General features: G+C 44.8%; 24 protein-coding genes and 1 pseudogene. 21 read left to right on the top strand and 4 right to left on the bottom strand.

Annotated features, from left to right (window positions below):
- Nucleotides 1–111: 111 nt before the first annotated feature.
- Nucleotides 112–432 (top strand): transposase, encoded by a 321-nt coding sequence (locus MKY92_RS21725; RefSeq protein ID WP_339297575.1) that lies wholly within the window; start codon nucleotides 112–114, stop codon nucleotides 430–432.
- Nucleotides 429–1,115, top strand: coding sequence for an IS3 family transposase (locus tag MKY92_RS21720; RefSeq protein ID WP_339301872.1), 687 nt, complete (start codon nucleotides 429–431; stop codon nucleotides 1,113–1,115). Before MKY92_RS21725 ends, MKY92_RS21720 begins: the two co-directional genes overlap by 4 nt.
- A 421-nt stretch (nucleotides 1,116–1,536) precedes the next feature.
- Here MKY92_RS21720 and MKY92_RS21715 read toward each other — a convergent pair whose 3' ends face one another.
- Nucleotides 1,537–2,382, bottom strand: coding sequence for a sulfurtransferase (locus MKY92_RS21715; protein ID WP_339297574.1), 846 nt, complete (start codon nucleotides 2,380–2,382; stop codon nucleotides 1,537–1,539).
- A 63-nt stretch (nucleotides 2,383–2,445) separates the two neighbouring features.
- On the bottom strand, nucleotides 2,446–3,390 hold the full coding sequence (locus MKY92_RS21710; protein ID WP_339297573.1) for a DMT family transporter: 945 nt from the start codon (nucleotides 3,388–3,390) through the stop codon (nucleotides 2,446–2,448).
- A gap of 228 nt (nucleotides 3,391–3,618) precedes the next feature.
- Here MKY92_RS21710 and MKY92_RS21705 point away from each other — a divergent pair, with 228 nt between their 5' ends.
- From MKY92_RS21705 to MKY92_RS21695, 3 genes are all read left to right on the top strand, one after another.
- A complete protein-coding gene (locus tag MKY92_RS21705) occupies nucleotides 3,619–4,521 on the top strand; it encodes a polysaccharide deacetylase family protein (protein WP_339297572.1) in 903 nt (300 codons plus the stop codon).
- Between the two features lie 40 nt (nucleotides 4,522–4,561).
- Nucleotides 4,562–5,215, top strand: coding sequence for a YkyA family protein (locus MKY92_RS21700; protein ID WP_339297571.1), 654 nt, complete (start codon nucleotides 4,562–4,564; stop codon nucleotides 5,213–5,215).
- A 142-nt stretch (nucleotides 5,216–5,357) separates the two neighbouring features.
- Complete coding sequence (locus MKY92_RS21695) at nucleotides 5,358–6,248, top strand: hypothetical protein (RefSeq protein ID WP_339297570.1); 891 nt, start codon at nucleotides 5,358–5,360, stop codon at nucleotides 6,246–6,248.
- Between the two features lie 245 nt (nucleotides 6,249–6,493).
- Here MKY92_RS21695 and MKY92_RS21690 read toward each other — a convergent pair whose 3' ends face one another.
- Both MKY92_RS21690 and MKY92_RS21685 read right to left on the bottom strand, forming a co-directional pair.
- Entirely contained in the window at nucleotides 6,494–7,666 is a 1,173-nt protein-coding gene (locus MKY92_RS21690; RefSeq protein ID WP_339297569.1) for a mannitol-1-phosphate 5-dehydrogenase, read from the bottom strand.
- Between the two features lie 47 nt (nucleotides 7,667–7,713).
- A complete protein-coding gene (locus MKY92_RS21685) occupies nucleotides 7,714–8,382 on the bottom strand; it encodes an HAD-IA family hydrolase (RefSeq protein ID WP_221824381.1) in 669 nt (222 codons plus the stop codon).
- Between the two features lie 499 nt (nucleotides 8,383–8,881).
- Here MKY92_RS21685 and MKY92_RS21680 point away from each other — a divergent pair, with 499 nt between their 5' ends.
- From MKY92_RS21680 to sigK, 16 genes and pseudogenes are all read left to right on the top strand, one after another.
- Complete coding sequence (locus tag MKY92_RS21680) at nucleotides 8,882–9,808, top strand: ADP-ribosylglycohydrolase family protein (RefSeq protein WP_339297568.1); 927 nt, start codon at nucleotides 8,882–8,884, stop codon at nucleotides 9,806–9,808.
- Entirely contained in the window at nucleotides 9,805–9,990 is a 186-nt protein-coding gene (locus MKY92_RS21675; RefSeq protein WP_339297567.1) for a hypothetical protein, read from the top strand. The genes MKY92_RS21680 and MKY92_RS21675 overlap by 4 nt, the downstream gene beginning before the upstream one ends.
- Nucleotides 9,991–10,139: 149 nt before the next feature.
- Complete coding sequence (locus MKY92_RS21670; protein ID WP_339297566.1) at nucleotides 10,140–10,295, top strand: hypothetical protein; 156 nt, start codon at nucleotides 10,140–10,142, stop codon at nucleotides 10,293–10,295.
- 262 nt (nucleotides 10,296–10,557) lie between these two features.
- Nucleotides 10,558–10,887, top strand: coding sequence for a DUF3467 domain-containing protein (locus MKY92_RS21665; protein WP_339297565.1), 330 nt, complete (start codon nucleotides 10,558–10,560; stop codon nucleotides 10,885–10,887).
- Entirely contained in the window at nucleotides 10,884–11,444 is a 561-nt protein-coding gene (locus MKY92_RS21660; protein WP_339297564.1) for a hypothetical protein, read from the top strand. The genes MKY92_RS21665 and MKY92_RS21660 overlap by 4 nt, the downstream gene beginning before the upstream one ends.
- A gap of 5 nt (nucleotides 11,445–11,449) precedes the next feature.
- Nucleotides 11,450–11,917, top strand: a complete 468-nt coding sequence (locus MKY92_RS21655) for a hypothetical protein (RefSeq protein ID WP_339297563.1) — start codon at nucleotides 11,450–11,452, stop codon at nucleotides 11,915–11,917.
- 569 nt (nucleotides 11,918–12,486) lie between these two features.
- On the top strand, nucleotides 12,487–12,762 hold the full coding sequence (locus MKY92_RS21650; RefSeq protein WP_339297562.1) for a hypothetical protein: 276 nt from the start codon (nucleotides 12,487–12,489) through the stop codon (nucleotides 12,760–12,762).
- A 239-nt stretch (nucleotides 12,763–13,001) separates the two neighbouring features.
- Nucleotides 13,002–13,151, top strand: a complete 150-nt coding sequence (locus tag MKY92_RS21645) for a hypothetical protein (RefSeq protein ID WP_339297561.1) — start codon at nucleotides 13,002–13,004, stop codon at nucleotides 13,149–13,151.
- A gap of 222 nt (nucleotides 13,152–13,373) precedes the next feature.
- Nucleotides 13,374–13,727: an N-acetylmuramoyl-L-alanine amidase gene (locus MKY92_RS21640; RefSeq protein WP_339297560.1), complete on the top strand. Its 354-nt coding sequence runs from the start codon at nucleotides 13,374–13,376 to the stop codon at nucleotides 13,725–13,727.
- 191 nt (nucleotides 13,728–13,918) lie between these two features.
- The gene (locus MKY92_RS21635) at nucleotides 13,919–14,182 is read left to right on the top strand and encodes a hypothetical protein (RefSeq protein WP_339297559.1); all 264 of its coding nucleotides are present in this window, start codon (nucleotides 13,919–13,921) and stop codon (nucleotides 14,180–14,182) included.
- A 31-nt stretch (nucleotides 14,183–14,213) separates the two neighbouring features.
- Nucleotides 14,214–14,519 carry a phage holin, LLH family gene (locus MKY92_RS21630; RefSeq protein WP_339297558.1) on the top strand — a complete coding sequence of 102 codons (306 nt, stop codon included), beginning with the start codon at nucleotides 14,214–14,216 and terminating at the stop codon, nucleotides 14,517–14,519.
- A gap of 100 nt (nucleotides 14,520–14,619) precedes the next feature.
- Nucleotides 14,620–14,805, top strand: coding sequence for a hypothetical protein (locus MKY92_RS21625; protein ID WP_339297557.1), 186 nt, complete (start codon nucleotides 14,620–14,622; stop codon nucleotides 14,803–14,805).
- Nucleotides 14,806–14,999: 194 nt separating this feature from the next.
- Nucleotides 15,000–15,539, top strand: a pseudogene (locus MKY92_RS21620) (MFS transporter); the annotation flags it as partial.
- 402 nt (nucleotides 15,540–15,941) lie between these two features.
- The gene (locus tag MKY92_RS21615) at nucleotides 15,942–16,889 is read left to right on the top strand and encodes an alpha/beta hydrolase-fold protein (RefSeq protein ID WP_339297556.1); all 948 of its coding nucleotides are present in this window, start codon (nucleotides 15,942–15,944) and stop codon (nucleotides 16,887–16,889) included.
- A 219-nt stretch (nucleotides 16,890–17,108) separates the two neighbouring features.
- Nucleotides 17,109–17,288: a hypothetical protein gene (locus tag MKY92_RS21610; protein WP_339297555.1), complete on the top strand. Its 180-nt coding sequence runs from the start codon at nucleotides 17,109–17,111 to the stop codon at nucleotides 17,286–17,288.
- 130 nt (nucleotides 17,289–17,418) lie between these two features.
- Nucleotides 17,419–18,117, top strand: a complete 699-nt coding sequence (sigK, locus tag MKY92_RS21605; protein WP_047843844.1) for an RNA polymerase sporulation sigma factor SigK — start codon at nucleotides 17,419–17,421, stop codon at nucleotides 18,115–18,117.
- The last annotated feature ends 181 nt before the right edge of the window (nucleotides 18,118–18,298 follow it).

Here is an 18,298-nt window from a genome sequence, read left to right as displayed (position 1 = left end):
TCAAACCTTACTACAGAAGCCCTTGTTTGGTATTATCCCCTTTAAGTAGACACTTAAAAAAACCTTCATGTTATCATGGAGGTTCAAGTGATACTTGGAGGGGATATTTTTATGGCGAAAAAAGGGCAAACATTTCAGACGTATACTGAAGAATTCAAATTGAATGCAGTTAGATCCTATGTCGAAGGTTCTTCAAGTTACAAAGTAGTCGCTGAACGCGAAGGAATTCGCAACTGTTCACAACTGAAGGTGTGGGTGAAAAAGTGGAAAAACGGGGAAGCGTTCGATGAACGAAAAAACAATGTGCCCAATCCACTGAAGGGACGTCCCCGTACAGCCTTTGGTAGCGTGGAGGAAGAACGAGACTATCTTCAAGCACAGGTGGATTATTTAAAAAAGCGGTATCCAAATCTAGTAAAGGAGAAGCGCTGAGCCAACGGGAGAACTACGATATCATCGATGAATTGCGCTGCTCGCATGGCATTACACGCCTACTATCGATTACAGGAATACCCCGATCCAGTTACTATAAATGGCGAGCAACCCAGCCGCAGCGAGACGCAAGGCAAGACCGTGATCGTGAGATCAAAGAACACATGATGGCTATTCATTTTGCAAACCGAGAGTTTGGTTATCCTCGCATGACAACGGCGCTCTGGGAGGCTGGTCTGAACGTTAATCACAAGAAAGTATGGCGAATCATGCGGGAACTATCGATCCAATCGGTCATTCGTAAGAAGCGGAAGAAGTCCAGCTATACGCCATCTGTGATTTATCCGAATCGCCTGAAGCGCAAATTTCATGCCACAGCACCCCAGCAAAAAATGGTGACGGATATTACTTATATTTCGGATGGAAACACATTCGTTTATCTGTCTGTCATTCAAGACTTGTTCAACAACGAAATTGTAGCTTGGCAATTATCTAAACGGAACGATGTTCAGCTCGTATTGGATACGGTGGAACAATGGACACAAAAAAGAGACGTTTCGGAAGCCGTGCTCCATTCGGATCAGGGCTTCCAATACACGTCTCAGGCGTACAACTCGCGATTAGAAGCATTCGGCGTGAAAGGCAGCCACTCTCGCAAAGCAACCTGCCTGGATAACGCATGATCGAATCCTTCTTTTCGCATCTCAAGACAGAGAAGCTGTACCTTAACCAGTGTAATTCAGAAGCAGAGATTCGACAAGCCGTGGAAGATTACATTTACAATTACAACTACCGACGCTTTCAAGCCAAACTCAAACAGCGCGCACCGATTGAATATCGATGCGCACTGGCAGCATAGCTTTTTTCATCTGTCTACTTGACAGGGGTATGACCAGTTAGCGGGCTTTTTTGTTTTCCTAAAAAAACATAAATTTTGTTAACCTTATATAACCTTTTGATGTACTTGTTTATCTAAAAGCTATATAGAGTCTTTAAAAGGAGATGTTTCTGCTCATTCCTTGATTGTGATTTTACAAGCATAGTAAAATGCCGCCTGAAGCTTTTAGACTCCATGCGGCCGTCGCCTAATTTATACGTTCAAGTTTAAGTCGAGCTATCTTCCCCCGTAGCCACCGGATTTTCCTCATAACTAATCCAGTCGCTCCAGCTTCCGGAGTACAACTTCACATTCGTATATCCCGCTTCTTCCAGTGCAATCACGTTCGGGCAAGCTGATACGCCAGAGCCGCAATACACGATAATCGCACCATCCTTGTCCAGTTTACTGAAACGCTCTTCTAAGACCCCAGTATCTGTCCAACGTCCATCCCAATCCAACACATCTTTCCAAAAATAATTCACCGCACCCGGAATATGTCCAGCCTTGGCATCAATCGGTTCCTCCAGCCCCGCATAGCGGCGAGCATCACGGGAGTCAATTAGCACGGCACTGCCATTTGTCGAAGCCTGCTGAACATCCTGGGCACTTGCCAGCATGGCTGGCTGCACATTCACCTCAAAAGAAGCCGGGATCTGAACGGGCACATCCGTGGTCACCGGGAATTTGGCGTTTTTCCAAGCGGAGAAACCTTCGTCCATGATATACACTTGTTCATGACCGATGTAGCGCAGCAGCCACCATAGCCGAGATGCATTCATCCCGCCTTGATCGTCATAAGCAACAATACGACTATTGGAGCCGATGCCAGCTTTGGAGAGACGACTTGCGAGAAGAGCCGGATCAGGAAGCGGGTGACGCCCTCCGTGCGCAGACACAGGAGAAGACAGATCTTTTTCCAAATCGAGAAAGACAGCTCCTGGAATATGTCCAGCTTCATAGGCTTGTCTTCCAGCCTCCGGTTGACCGAGCAAGAAACGGCAATCTGCAATGACTACATCCGGTTCATACATTCTGGCGAGCAGCCAGCGCATGGATACAATATTTTTCATCAAAATACACCGCCTTATGAGAGTGGTAGAGTCGTTTATAACTATGCATTACGAAAAAATACGTTATACCGTGGTAGGTTCAACAGGCCCTTTGCCAGCGATAGGAGCATCAGCAGGAATGGGTTGAGGTTTGGTTTTGCCATATCGAATGAAGATCCATACCCCGAATATAATGACAACCCCGGCAGACATCTGTAATGCGCTGAGGGATTCGCCGAGCAGCATCCAGGCCAGCAACGAAGAGAATACGGGTTCCCCAAGTACGCCCATGGATACCGTTGTGGCATTCATATATTGAAGTAACCAGTTGAAGAGATAATGTCCAAAGATCGTTGGCACAATGGCGAGTAGCAGGAAGATTCCCCACTCTGACGCAGCGTAACCTCCGAACGGATGGCCCATGATCAGATTATATACCGCCAGCGTGCAGGCAGCCACGAAGAACACCCAGAAGTTATACGAAAATGCACTAAGTCCCGCTCGCAAAAATTGACCCAGCAGCATATGGACAGCAACTGCGATTGTGCCAAGTAAAGACAGGACATCACCTTGCAGAGCAGTACCTGCCAACTGGAAATCACCTGCGCCAATGACGATTGATCCAAGCAGGGCGATGCCCATGCCGATGATCATCATGCGGTTAATTTTGGCTTTGAACAGCCATACCGAACCGGCAAGAATCAGTATAGGCTCCAGCGCGAGAATAACTGTGGAACTGGCAACACTGGTGAGCCGCAGCGAACCCATCCAGAGCAGGAAATGAAGGGCCAGCATCACACCGGATGCAAGCAGCAAGCCCCACTGCCGTAAGCGTAGACGCGTCATCTCGTGTCTGTATTTCCAGACAAAAGGCAGCATTAGCAGATTGGTCAGAAATAGACGGTACATGGCAATGACCGCAACATCTGCGGTAGACCAGCGTACAAAGATCGAAGAAAAAGAAATGGCGATAATGCCGACAAAGAATAACAGATAGATGGATCTGCCGGCACGGTTCAAGCTTGTCATGGGTGTAGCTCCTTCTTGAAGTCTGATGGCGTAAATCACTTTATTATACAGGAGAAGGTAACCGCAGGAAAGATAAAGAGAACGAAGAGATAAGTAGATTGTAACCGGGCTTGTAACTATTCTGTCATTCTCCCGATCCATTTTTCTATTAATCTTCTATATAGAGACATGAAACGAGATAATATACCAATAATCGGGAAAAAATGAAAGTAAGGAAGTGGCATGACAGTGAGAGTTCAACAAGAGAGAGCGGGAGAACGTGGCAGTATTCCGCCTAGCACAAGTCGCACGAAAACACATAAACGAAGAAAAATCCGGTATGGAAGGGTAGTCATAGCTCTAATGCTCCTGGTACTGTTCGTTACCGGTATTACATATGTATTCCTTGGTATGACGCATTGGATCAAAAGCGTTGTGGCGCCGCCTCCGATTACTGTGATCGAACAGCCGGCCAAGCTTGGCATGATACAAGTTACTCCGGATGCGAAGGAGGAGCCGGCACGGTTCCAGGGCCAGGTTCGCAAATTGGCATACATAACGTTTGATGATGGGCCAACTGAATATACAGAACAACTGCTGGACATATTGAAGCAGCATGAGGCGAAAGCTACCTTTTTTATGATCGGACGTCAGTTGAATCAGCATCCAGAAGCAGTGAAACGGCTGTTGAAGGAAGGCAGTTATCCTGGACTTCACAGCATGACGCATAACTATAAAAAGCTGTATAAGAGCGGCAACTCGGCAAACTTTGTGAAAGAGTTCAAGAAAGAGCAGAAGATGGTGCAGGACCTGATTGGTTTTACACCTCATCTGATTCGTGCACCTTATGGCAGCAGTCCACAGATCGGTGAAAAGTTCAGAGGTGACATTGCGGCGGCCGGATTCAAAATGTGGGACTGGACGACAGATTCACTCGATTGGAATCTTCCCGGTCAGCCGGACAAGATTGTGGCCCGGGTGAGCAAAAGTGTACATCGGGATAAGGAAGTGGTTCTGATGCATGAGCGGGAGCAGACGGTTCAGGCTTTACCACGCATTCTGAAGTTACTCGAAGATCGGGGTTACGAGTTCGAAGTATACGATCCGGATGCACACTGGGTAGCTAATTTTAGCGCAGATAGCCGTTTGTAATATAACGACAAGATGATGATGCAAGAGAGGAAGGACTTGGGTGCTAACGAGTAAAAAAGTGGCGCTTGCGGCAGTTAGTGTATTACTAATTCTGCTGGTAAGTGGTTGTGGAGATCCGCAGGAGCCTGCGGCAAATCAGGTAAACCAATTGGTGCTCAGCGGTCAGGAGATCGATCAGAGTTTGAAGACGCTGGCCAGTCATGAGCAGGAAGATATGAAGTTATACAAGTCTATTTTAGACAAAGGCAAGAACAAAAACAGTGATCTCGAAGCACTGCTGGATCAGGCAGTAGGTCATATTCATGAACGAAGAACGTTGTTGAAACAGGCGGAAGAGGCCATGAAACAGACCAACGAGAAGACGGTGGCCCTGCGCGGTTCATTGAAAGAACTATCATTTGAAAAAGAAGATACGTTGGCACAGGCTGAAAAGGTGCTGGATCAATATGAAGCAAGAGCACGTGCATTGGAAAATTTTGTTGTCTCGTATCAGTTGAGTCTGAGTGCCGATGAGCAGTTGTATGATCTGATGAGAGAAAGTGCAGAACCTAATCTGGTTAAGATTAAGCGAGCCATTCGGGTACGGAATAGCGAATATGCGAAGCTTGCTGAATTCCGAAAGCAATTTAACCTCCAGACCAAAGCATTTAACGGAGCCAATGCCAAACTGGTACAGATGGATCAGGCCAGCTAGGTAGAGGGTTACAATAATCGTTCAGACATTTTGCATGATTGAGCTGCCTTTCTCCCGTGTAAGTACTAGTATACAGCCAAGCCAATGGATGAGAAGCAACATGGACAAGCATCATTGCGTATAAGCTAACGGAGGTGTTCATATGCGAAAAGGAAATACAATGAAAGTCAGTGCATCACTCATGGTTTTACTTATGGGATTCTCGCTTGTGGCTTGTGGGAACAGTAATCCTGCTGCACAGCCAACAGTGAATAATACGGAAGAACAGTCACCAGCACCGGAGCAACAACCGAATGAAAGTGCTGCAATAGAAGCAGAAGGTATTCTGACTGGATGGGCTGATCCGCATACCGTTGAGATTCGAGTGAATGAGAAGCCGATGTCATTCCAGGTGAGCGAAGATCTGCAGAAGTCTCTGGATGATATCGATGACGAAGATTCCGTGCGTTTCAAATATGTAGAGAAAACGATTGATGCAACAACGAAACAGTTGGTACTTACAGAGATTGCAAAGATTGAATCGAGTAATGACAATAACGGTTCCAATGCAGGCGGTACAGTAATGTCTGATCGTCCGAAGACATCAGAGCTGGAAGTGACGGTAGAAGGAATGACCGAGAAACGCCCAGTGACACTGGCACAAGCGAAAGGTTATTCACTTTATGTGTTTGAACCGATGGCCTTTGATGCGGAAGACCATGAATTAACAATGAAGATTGATCCGGATTATGAGGTAGAGATTGAGAAGTTGCCGGCGGATTTTAATCTGGATATGTTGAAGATGGATGCCAAGGAAGAGTTGTCCGAGACCGGAGAAGTGAAGCAATTGACAGCTGAACAACTTAGTAACGGGCCGATGAAGGATGCAAGATTGTACATGATGTCCCAGAATGATAAGAAAACAGAGTACTTTATTGTGAAAGAACTGGACGGCAATGGTTTCATTTTCCACATCCAAGCACCTATTGGTGAACCTTCGGAAGGTTTCCTGCCCATGGCATACGCATCCCTCAATTCCATTATGAATGAGTAGAGAATGGATGAGTCACACAGTTAAGCCAAACGATGTAGTAAATTAAAAAGATTCCCTAAACAGCGTGTTTCCTTGAGAGAGGAGATGCGCTGTTTTATTAACGTTACTACCATATAGATAGAATGTACCGTGCCGTGTATAGACAAATAGCCAGAAGGAGCGATGCGGCTGCATAGGTTCCTCCCGGCTTCTTGGCCGTGCTTCTATTCAGTTTGCAGGATCAAACCAATGCCCTGATCAGTTACTCAGGTTAGTATAGTCGATTCCTTGCGCCCTCTGAGTTCCTGATAACGGGCGATTACATTCTGATGAACGGGATGTTCGTCGGGAATTCCCATGCGTTCACGGATGAAGGCGGAGACGCCATCTTCGCGAATCATGTGTTGTAGCTTCATGGCTTCCTCGTCGTGTTTGTCATTAAACAGCATTGCGGCCGCCATAGCAGAAGTTAAATGAGGAATTTCAATTCCGAATTCGCTGGCCTGCAGCGCTGGGCGAACAAGCCGATCATGAGGCGAAAGCTTGCGAAGGGGGGAACGTCCAACCCGGGTGACCTGATCCGTCAGGTTGGGATTGGCGAAGCGTTCCAGTATGGTGTCGATATATTTGTTATGCTTCTGTGCGTTGAATCCATGCTTCTGGATGAGCATCTGACCCGTCTCTTCCATAACATGGCGTACCTTGGCCCGAAGGGGGGAATTACTCATCACCTGTCTAATCGTCTTGAATCCTTCGATATAGCCGAAGTATGCGGCGACACAGTGGCCTGTATTGACCGTAAACATTTTACGCTCAATATAAGGTTCAAGCGAATCCACATAATGGACACCATCAATTTCCTTGTAACCATCCAGAAAGGCAGGACGATGAACGACCCATTCATAAAAAGGTTCAACAGTGACCTGCAACGGGTCTTTGTGATTTTGAGTCGGAACAATCCGGTCCACAGCTGCATTGGGGAAAGAAATATAACGTTCGGCTTTTTTACGAGTAGGTTCGTCCAGGAATGGATAGATGCGTTTCTTCAGCCTGGTGCTGCCACCGATGGCATTCTCGCAAGCGATAATATGCAGTGGAGTCTGATTATTGTTTTTCATGCGAAGTTGAATGCCTTTGGCGATCGGCTCGGCAATATCTCCGAGTGCAGATACACCCACGGCGGTTGTGATCAGATCGGCTGAAGCGATCTCTTCAGCAACCAGATTCTGCTCATTCACATTGATCGCCGTCACGTTGTTGACAATCGTAGTGTCCCGATCGCTATTGGCAAGTGTAATTGGATATTCCTGTCTCTCTTGAAGCATGGAGATTTTCTTCGGGTTACGTGCGACAAAGCAGACTTCGTAGTTGGAAGCGGACAACATATGACCGATAAAACCGCGGCCTATATTGCCCGCACCAAAATGTACAGCTTTCATGTATGAACTCCCCCTTTAAGGATTAAATCGCGAAATTCGTGCAGACCTTAGACGGTAGTGACGAGTGGCTTCGAAATCAAATCGTTAAATGTAAGGTCAGTCAAGCAAGACAGCCGTTGGTGAGGCATATCGAATTCCAGTGTTCCTGTGATGGTATTCGAGATGACTACGCAGTGCATACCAGCCGCAGCAGCTGCACGCGCGCCGTTAGGTGAATCCTCAATCGCTACGGCTTCGTCTGCAGTTACTCCAAGGGCTTCAAGCGCTTGATTGTAGAGTTCCGGATCAGGCTTCACATTTGCAACATCATCTGCGGTACGGATAACTTCAAAATAGTCTTTCAGTTTCAATTGTTCCAGATGCTGTTCAACCCACTCCCGTTTGGAGCTGGAGGCTACAGCGAGTTTTAGTCCAGCTTTACGCGCTTCATCAAGGTAGCTCTGAATGCCCGGACGAACCACCTCTTTGTTCATCAATGCAGCGTGCTGCAACTGAACAGATTCCCTGAACGCTTCCCGATCGATCGGAAGATTCAAATCTGTGATGAGGTACTCATATGGATTAAATGTTTTCAGACTGGTACCGATGCATTGTGAATACATCTCCAGGGTTAAATCTACGCCGTGTTCCTTGTAAGCATCACGAAAAGCAATATACCATGCTGTCTCTGTATCAATAATCGTTCCGTCGAAATCAAACACCAGTGCCTTAATCATAAATTTGTTCCTCCTGTTTCAGAATTAGTTTGGGGATAAAAATGAAAATTTTCTGCAAATTCATTCCCTGTACTCATTAAACTGCGGGATATTAGTTGACACAATAAACCGAGAATGAATATTAATTTGGGAAAAAATATGCGTTTGGAGCTAATAAAACCGTAACATAGGACAAACCGAAGGGTCAAGCGCGTCATGATTGTTTACATTGAAATTTTTCACATGTGTGATTTGTTTTCAGAAAATGATGAACGTTGCAAACCGTTAACCCTTTTGCATGTAAGCGGTGTACTGAATAAACTGTTTTTTACAGCTCAAAAAAATAAAACTTTTTTTATGAAAATTTGATCATCTGGCCGTTCAACAGCTTTCGACACTTTTATAATAGAAGAAATGGAGCTGAATGTATTGGATTTTATTAGCTTTACGCCAGATCAGGCCCTGTGGGAGAATGGAAGAAAGATTCTGAAAGTATATGAAGTAAGGGAGGAAGACGAGCATGCTGCAAAAGGGCCGTTTTAATGGCTGCTTCATCGGGCTTGCAGCGGGTGATGCGTTGGGAACTACCGTGGAATTCAGTAGCCCGGGCACATTTGAACCCGTAACGAATATCGTGGGTGGCGGCGTATTCGGGCTGGAGGCAGGGCAGTGGACAGATGATACGTCCATGGCTCTATGTCTGGCAGAAAGTCTGGTACGTAATGAAAACTTCGATCCTGCGGATCAGATGCGCAGATATACGAATTGGTACAGGGTCGGATATATGAGCAGTACAGGCGACTGCTTCGATATCGGCGGGGCCACGCGAAGTGCCTTGGAGAGGTTTGAGATAACCGGGGAAGCCTACAGCGGATCAACTGACCCGATGACGGCGGGCAATGGCTCTATTATGAGGCTTGCTCCTGTCGCGATGGCTTACGCCAATCAACCAAACGAGGCGGTCCACTATGCCGGGTTGAGCTCCCGGACAACACATGCTGCAACGGAAAGTGTGGAAGCATGTGAAGTGCTAGCCGCAATAATTGTTGCTGGTCTGCGCGGAGCGGACAAGAGCGTCATGCTGATACCGGAGACATGCAGACAGTGGAGGGAAGAACCTGCTTTTTCGCCCGCTATTGAAGAGGTTGTTATGGGTTCCTATCAGAGCAAAGAACCACCGGAAATTAAGGGCAGTGGCTATGTGGTTCGTTCACTTGAGGCAGCACTATGGGCGTTCCATAAGTCATCGAGCTTTGAAGAAGGTGCGTTGTTAGCTGTTAATCTGGGTGATGATGCGGACACTACGGGCGCGGTGTATGGGCAGATCGCAGGTGCTTATTATGGACTGAGTGGTATTCCAGCACACTGGCGGGACAAGCTGGCCATGCGTGAAACGTTCGAACAACTAACAGATGCCTTGTGGTTGAAGGCGACAGAAAATCGTTGATTGCTGGATTCCTGGCAGGTGCCGTATTTCTCCTTTCCGCCACAGCTTTTGCAAATGATATTAAGTCTTTGGTAGGCAAAAAGATTCAGGGAGAGGCAGTCGTGGAACTGAATGGACAGGCTTTGGATACTGCAATCATCGTTGATGGCAAGAGCTATGCACCGGTTCGTGCGATTGGTTAAGCTGTTAGTTATGACGTGAGTATGCGGAATAAGAAGATTCTCCTGGGTGAGAAAACGACTGCGACAACTCCTGGGAAGGGGTAGAGCGTAGAAGAACAAAAGGCGAACCTTGAGGAACATATCAATGATCAGAAAGAACGTAAGTTCGAGTGGAAGCGAAAATTGCAGGGTTTGAATATGAAATGTCCAAGCCTAATTATGTAGATCGCGGAGAGAAAGATAGCATTGCTCAACACAAAGCTGATCTCTCCGAACAAAAAGCCCTACTCGCAGATCTCGAAGCTCAACTGACTGCGTTGAAGTAAGGAGTTGCAACGGCGTTCGCGAAGCGCTAATATTATGTTATAGGAAAAACGAGCTATTGGTCTATCCTAAAAAGTACCATATCTCGTATATGTGGGGTTTTCACTTTCTAGTGAGAATCCCTTTCATGTACAGAGATGTATCTATATTTAGATGCTTGGTGAGAAGCATACATACTAGATATAGATTATGGAAAATATTTCTTTTAAATCTGGTAAGCAGTGGTTATACTCTTACTAAATTTATCTAGGGTGGTGTACATATATGATAGAAGCGACAAAGACTCAAATGATTAAGTACATTGATACTAAAAGCAGTGACTACAAAAGAACTTATGCAAATGGTGCTTCCCTTACAGTGAATCCTCAAGGTGATATCTCAATTGATTTCTTTGAGGAATCAATTAAACCGCTCATGATTACCGAAAGACCGTTAGAGGTTAGAAACGAAGAAGAAGTCGTTTTTAATCACGATAAGAATGTGCTGCAGGTAGAGAGAGAAAAGAAAGTATCTGTAACGATGGAAAGAGAACAAGCCAAAGAGTTAGTGAGATGGTTGCTGGATAATATCATGGAAGAGGAGGATCTACTATGACAATTAAAACAGATTTGGGACCTCATTCGGACAGGCTATCTATGGGATTATCAGTAGATCCTCATTTATATTCAAAGGTCACGTTACCTCGAGGCAGCGGCAAGACCGGAATGGTACTGAAACAGCTTGCATCAAGAGCATCAAGAGGACATGGTGCTTTTAATGAATTTTTGGGAGGGTATCGGAATCTTGGTCAAGGTATGGAATCGTCTGCTCAGATTCTTTCTAGATTAGGAATTAAAGAACCTGAATATACACCGTTTGATGATCATATAGTGGAGCCAGGCGGTGATGCTGGAATGGTCGATAAAATAAGTCATGCATTCTCAAATTTGGAGGGTGTAGTTGGGGTGTATTATCTAAAGGACGGAGAAAAACACAGCTTTGTTGTAGTGTTTGAAGAAGATCACCCTAAGCTAGGGAGATTCTTAGCAGAGGTGCAAGTTAGAGCTTATGAAGAGTATGGTGTTTACTGTGATTCTACTTATGAAATTGCTGAGGATTTTGAAGAAGATGAGCTTCCTGAAAATTACTCCAAGATTTATCATAGGGGGTAAAAGGAGTGCCAAATCAAAATGTCCATTATGGGAAATTGATGTCAAATATTGATCTTCTCGAGAGATTGGTTTCTGAAGCTTCTCCAGAGAAACCATTACCTAATGAATGGGTAGTTACAATCTATTTTTATACGGCTCTACATGTTGTTGAAAAGAAATTGCACGCTGAAAAAAATATACATTCAAAAGATCATACAGACAGATTTAAGCACATAAGTGAACACTATAGTGATATCCTTCCAACATATCAATCTATGAAGAATGATAGCATGACAGCTCGTTACAAGAGCCGGCGAATTACTCCTGAAAAAGTTGAGGAGACTAAGGAAAATCTTTACACTATATGTAGAGAATTTCGAGAGGCTAATATCATCAACAGACTAAACACAGCACATGGTGTTGGTGTGATAAGACAAGTGCCAAGCCCTGTCTCGCCGCCAATTACTGATACCGACTTAAGTGATGCCAAATAACATCCAAAGGACACTTAGCGTAAAAACTAAGCGTCCTTTTTCTTTTACTTGCTTCCGTATTAAATTGAGGAGAATTCGGTGTTGAGGAGAAAGAAGCTCCCTGAAAAAGAAGAAAAAATGTAGAAAACACTGAGCACAGAGTGATTTTAAAGCATTTTAAAGGTTGTAAGTTCTCATAATGTTTAATAAAATGGGACTAAGACAAAAATAAGAGTAGCCACGCCAATGGCTACTCCAGTACAGCTTTTGTGGTGATCACCTCAAAGTAGTGCATTTACGGCTGAAGTGACCCGCATTCGGCGGTCAACCTGTGGCGGGTCACTTCTTTCTATGATCAATGTAAGTCAGCAACGCAAGAATGAACATTGCGAACACAAGTACGTCGTTGAAAGTGAAGTTCATAAGATCACCTCCTTTCAAGGAGATGATTATTACCCACCACAAATTGGCTGTACAAATTAAATTATATCAGCATATGGACACTCCTACGAGTGTCTTTTTGTTTTTGCTAATTCTTTTACAAAATAGAGATCTTTGGTGTTTAGTATTATAAATCAGGAGGAAATGTGATGAACAAAATAATTGATCAAGCTTATGTAGAACAACTGAAGGAGCAGTTCGATGCCAAACCTGAAATGCCGCATCGATTCTATCGTGTGTATCATATGAGAGATGGACGCCAAGAAACGGTGAATGGAAGCCCGCATTCAACTCATAATGATGCGGTTAAACACTTGTGGTACTTCCATCCATCGCAAGTTCAAGGTGCTAATGACATGGCAGACGTAGCCCACGTTACATTGAGAAGCTTTATTTACAGTATGGTTATGAAGATTAGAACCTAGGTAAACTCAACAGATTGTTGGCAGTAGTACTGTCAGGTTTAGTCCTGACGTATTTTGAATTAGTTACTGTTTCCACAACTTCAAGGAATGCAGTTTTCCCATCTGCATGTGTGTAGTAAGTATTCGGACTAATCATTAGGTAAGCTACCATTGCTTCTTGCTCCATGGGCATATAAGAAGATAATAAAAATTCTGCTTCCTGGAGTGAAACGGTTGCGAATAGTCTTGGCAACAATGCCATGGAGAGTATCGCCAATAACCTTGTGCCACAGTTGATGCAACAGGCATACCAGCGTTATAACGATGATGCTAATCGTGATCTACAAGTACAACAGATGAACTACGGCGTGGGTCAGGATACAATCGGTAACCTTGGCAACTTATACTGATTGCAGAGCCAAGAGTATTTCCAGAATCCGTTGCAGGAAGCACAGGTTGCTGGTAATTACCTTCCTACGGAAGCACGAGATGCGATCAATAACCTGCTCAGCTTGAAGGAATAGGCAGAGTCGAAAGGGATTACGGCAGAAGATAGATCGACGTTAAGCAAGCAGACTTTATCCATAATCAATTAACTGGCATGGGTATAGACGCAAGTCAATATGGTGCTAATGTTAGTCGTTCTAATGCTGCACAAGTTAATCAAGGTATCCGAAAAAGACTTCAACCAGATGATGGCGCTCAAACTGGAAGAGTTGTTTAAGAATCATTCATACATCGACTTCAGTTTGACCAGACGCACAGATGTTTTTCTTGAGTTAAAAGACCGCGTAAAGATTGCTAATAGCCAACCAGCAGATCTGTTCCTCTCTATCCATGCCAATGCTACATCATCTTCCTCCAATGGGACAGAGACATACTACAACCGTACCACAAGTGCACCACTGGCTGGAGTGATTCAACGACACATGCTGCTGCTACGGGATTCAAGGATCGTGGCGCACGATATGGAAACTTTGCCGTAATCCGTGACACTAAGATGGACGTGGTATTACTGGAGGTTGGTTGAAGAAAATAAACTGTTCCAAGATGACTTCCATAACCGCGTAGCACTGGCGGTTGCTCAAGGGATCTGCGAATACTTGGTGCTTCCTTCGACATCCAAACGCCAACCTTGCCAGGACAGGAATCGGTTAAAGTCACACCGTATCCAGAAATGAGTGTAACTGTCCATACGGCTGCCGGTTCGACATACACCGGATACAACGAGAAAGGAACGACATGGATACCATCCAGACCGATTGGTGAGTTGATTGGAGGTCGTATTGGATATACAAAAGGCAAAGTAACAATCAATGGTGAAGCAGTAGAAACGATGAACATAGACGGAGTGGGATACGTGACTGCCAGGGATCTGACAAAGCTGTTAGATGCACGAATCTTCTGGGATAAAGAGTCTCGCAATAAAGTAGAAATCTAAAAATTAAGGAGTGAATGACATGGAAGACATTATGGTAAACGCCCAGCCTTATATTGATACGATTGTAAATGCTCTATTCGAATTGGTTGCGATTGTAATTATCGGAGCTATTAATGTAATTAAAGTTAAAGCTAGGGCATATTACAAGGCTAAGACAACGACCGAGGACCGCGATAAGCTACACAAGATTGGAGCTGAAGCATTCGCCTGGGCTGAGACAATCTACAAGACATATAAAGGCGATCGGAAGCTGAGTGAAGCGTACACTTATGCGAGCGATAAACTTGCGGCACTTGGCATATCTGTTACTGGTGATGAGATCCGGGCCATACATTGACTACAAAGCTAAAAAGGCTGGTGGGAAGATTGCCAGCTAGGTATCAGCCCTGCTATGATAGCAGGGTCCTTTTTTATTTTATACATAAGGAGATGACCAAATGAATAGAGTTAGAGTTGATTTCTATTATAAAGTAGGACCCCAACTTGATTTACGGCCTTCATCTGTATTCGTGGAGGTGGACGATATTACGGATGATCGTAAGATCATTGAGTCGGCCAAAGCTGAAGCAAAAAGATTATACGGAGTCACGGACATCTTCAAAGTCACTTTTGCTCCAGCGTAAAAGGAGAGAACCTATACAATAGCAGGGTCTCTTTTTTGCTTTGGGTAACGCTAGGGTAACATAATCAGTTAACCTAACTTTTTAAGATGATATTCATAATACAGTTTGTGAATGCTAAAAACCCTTGATACAGAAAGATTGTTGATACTACACAAACAAGTTAAAATCAGATGATAAACATAGTACAGATAGAAAGCGTAATCACGTACATCACGCCGATGCTTGTGGACATTAGTGGTTTTGCCGAGCAGAATGTGACCTGGATTCTGGTGCTCTTCGGATTCGGTGTTACCTTGGGGAACATGGTTGGTGGCCGTCTGGCAGACTGGAAACTGATGCCTTCTCTGATCGTCAATTTCGGGATACTGGCGGTTCTTCTGGCTGCACTTACGCTTACCCTGGAGAATTCTTATCTTGCTGTAATCACTATATTCTTCTGGGGTGTAGCGGCGTTTGGTATTATGCCAGGATTGCAGATTCGAATCATGAATATGACCCGCGAAGCGCCGCTGCTGGCGACAACATCAAGTCACTCCGCATTTAACCTGGGGAATGCAGGTGGTGCCTATTTGGGCGGGTATGCAATTACCCACACGGGTCTTATATCCGTACCTTTGTATGCCGCAGTTATTGCCGGATTAGGCTTGCTAGGACTGCTCTTCAGTCTGTTCATGGAGCGTAAACATCATGGGCCAGAGGTTGTTGAGGTTGCAGCGTCAGCGTCAGCAAGCTGAATATGGAATCGGTTCGCCTCAATTCTTCCGTTGAACACGGAGAGTTGAGGCTTTTTCATATCATGATGAGATCCGGAGTAGGGGGGTGAATAGACGGTCTGGTGGTGTTAAGAAGTATACTTTTCAAACTATAAGATATAGTTATTTAAGTTTTTTGATGATGTACAGGCCTTGTGAGGTGATATAATAAAGATGTAATTGGAATTGATTGTAAATTATGGATCACGGATGTTTACTTCCGTATTGGGAAAGGTGAAGGATAGCGGTCCGTATTCATGCGTGGAAAGGAGGAACTTCGTTTTAAAATGTAAGGGCTTTCAATTTAGGCTTGTGTGTATCTGAAAGACCTGTTATGAGGTTCGTACACGGTTTAAAATCATATTCCAAAGGAGATTGATATTAATGAAAAAACGTCTGTCCAAGATTCTGAGTCTCTCCATCACAGCAGCACTCCTTGTACCAACGATGGCGTCTGCAACGGATATGCAGGAAACTCCAGCTCCAGCCCCCATTCAGTCTGTGATAGATCAGGGAGCGACCGGCACCATGGATAATACCGGGCAAAATGCGCTGGCTAACACTCCGGTTGTGCCGGCACCACCGGGTTATGATGGCTATCGAAACAATATTCCGCACGGAAATACCAATCTGATATCCTATTACTCCACAACGGTAGGCAATACACGGAAAGCGACGGTGTATACACCGCCAGGATATTCTCCGAATAAAAAGTATAACGTCTTGTATCTCCTGCACGGCATCGGCGGGGATGAGTATGAGTGGGTTAACGCAATGAAACCAAAGAACATTCTGGACAACCTGTATTCGGAAGGAAAGCTGTCCCAGATGATCGTTGTCATGCCGAATGGCCGTGCCATGAAGGACGATCGTCCAGTCGGTGACATTTTTGCTCCGGACAAAGTGGCTGCGTTTGAACGGTTTGAGCAAGACCTGCTCAAGGATCTGATTCCTCATATCGAGGCCAACTATCCGGTATACAAAGACAAGAATAGCCGTGCGTTGGCCGGTCTGTCCATGGGTGGTGGGCAGTCGCTTAACTTCGGATTGAAAAATCTGAATACCTTCGCTTGGGTAGGGGCATTCTCGGCTGCACCGAATACGCAATCTGTATCGCAGCTGGTTTCCAACCCGGGACAAGTCGCTAGCCAACTCAAATTGTTGTGGATCTCCTGTGGATCGAGTGATGGTCTGTTATGGGTCAGCCAGAATTTCAAAAACGGCTTGAGCAGCATGAACATTCCGCATACCTTTTATCTGGATGTAGGTGGACACGAACCATCTGTCTGGAACAGCGGCCTGTATCAGTTCTCACAACGAATCTTCAAATAATTTAATTTGAATTAGTTTCTTGAAGCAATCGACAGGAGAAACAGGAATTCATATCGATATGCAGCCTCAGTTCTGTTCTGCACAGGGCTGGGGCTTTATGTTGGTTAGTGTGCGAATATGACATGATGAGTGAGAGAGAATATGTTAGCATGAAGGAAGCAGATCCACATGGAGCGGGTAGTTAATTACATAGGTAGATACATGAAGGAGAGAAATAGGATGTTCTATTACAAAGGTGCATTCCGGGAAACTGACAATGTGATTTATTTCAAAAGCGAGGTTCCCTTAACGGAGAACGATGTCGTTATATTTGGTGAGAAAACATATTTTATCGAAAGTGTGGAAAAAGAATTTCTCCTGCTTCAGCAGGTGGGCTCCATTGTTTCTGTGAGTCTGTGAAATCTTCGCAAGGTCATCCCCTTTTTCAAGTGTACGTGCACTTCTGGGCCTCTGCCTACATACAATAGATCGACCCTGTTCCCACACGTACTCAGGCCAGATCGTTGTAAAACTGCAGGAGGTGTCATCTGTGCCCGGATTGTTTACCGCAATTGCTCTATTCATTAAAGAGTTAACGTTACTCGTCTCGTATGTCAAAAATAATGCGTTCCCCCAGCCACTGGCTGAGGGTGATGAAGCCAAACATTTGCGCCTTATGGCTGAAGGCAATGCTCACTCTCGCAATCTGCTCATTGAACACAATCTGCGCCTCGTCGCGCATATCGTCAAGAAGTTCGATAATACGGGTGAAGATCAGGAGGATCTGATTTCCATCGGAACCATTGGTTTGATCAAAGCCATCGAAAGTTTTCAACAAGGCAAAGGTACGAAGCTTGCCACATTTGCGGCGAGATGTATTGAAAACGAGATACTTATGCATCTGCGTTCCCTGAAGAAAACACGCAAAGACGTATCCCTGCATGATCCCATCGGTACGGATAAAGAAGGCAACGAAATTACGCTAATCGATATCCTCGGAACAGAAGCCGACGACGTTGTAGATAAAGTGCAGCTCAAGATTGAAAAAAGCAAAATTTATCGCAATCTCGACATCCTGGATGATCGGGAGAAGGAAGTTGTGATCGGTCGATTTGGCCTAGAAGCAGGCGGAGAGGAACGAACTCAACGTGAAATTGCGAAGGAACTGGGCATCTCACGTTCTTATGTATCACGGATTGAGAAGCGGGCGTTAATGAAATTGTATCATGAGTTTTATAAGCAAAAGTAGTTGTTGAACAGATCAGAGGGCGCCTTTATCGGAGCCCTTTTTACTGTGAAGATACTTAAATTGGATCTAGATTGTATTAATTATTTGGGGTTATAACCTAAATAAAGGGATTTTATTTCTGTTGAAGAATATCTTATACACAGACTAATTTAATATATAAGGAGTACATCATAATGAAGCA

Source organism: Paenibacillus sp. FSL R5-0623 (assembly GCF_037974265.1).
In the GTDB taxonomy this organism is placed as follows: domain Bacteria; phylum Bacillota; class Bacilli; order Paenibacillales; family Paenibacillaceae; genus Paenibacillus.
The sequence above is the reverse complement of the archived record's forward strand: the minus strand, read 5'-3'. Positions and strand labels throughout refer to the sequence as shown.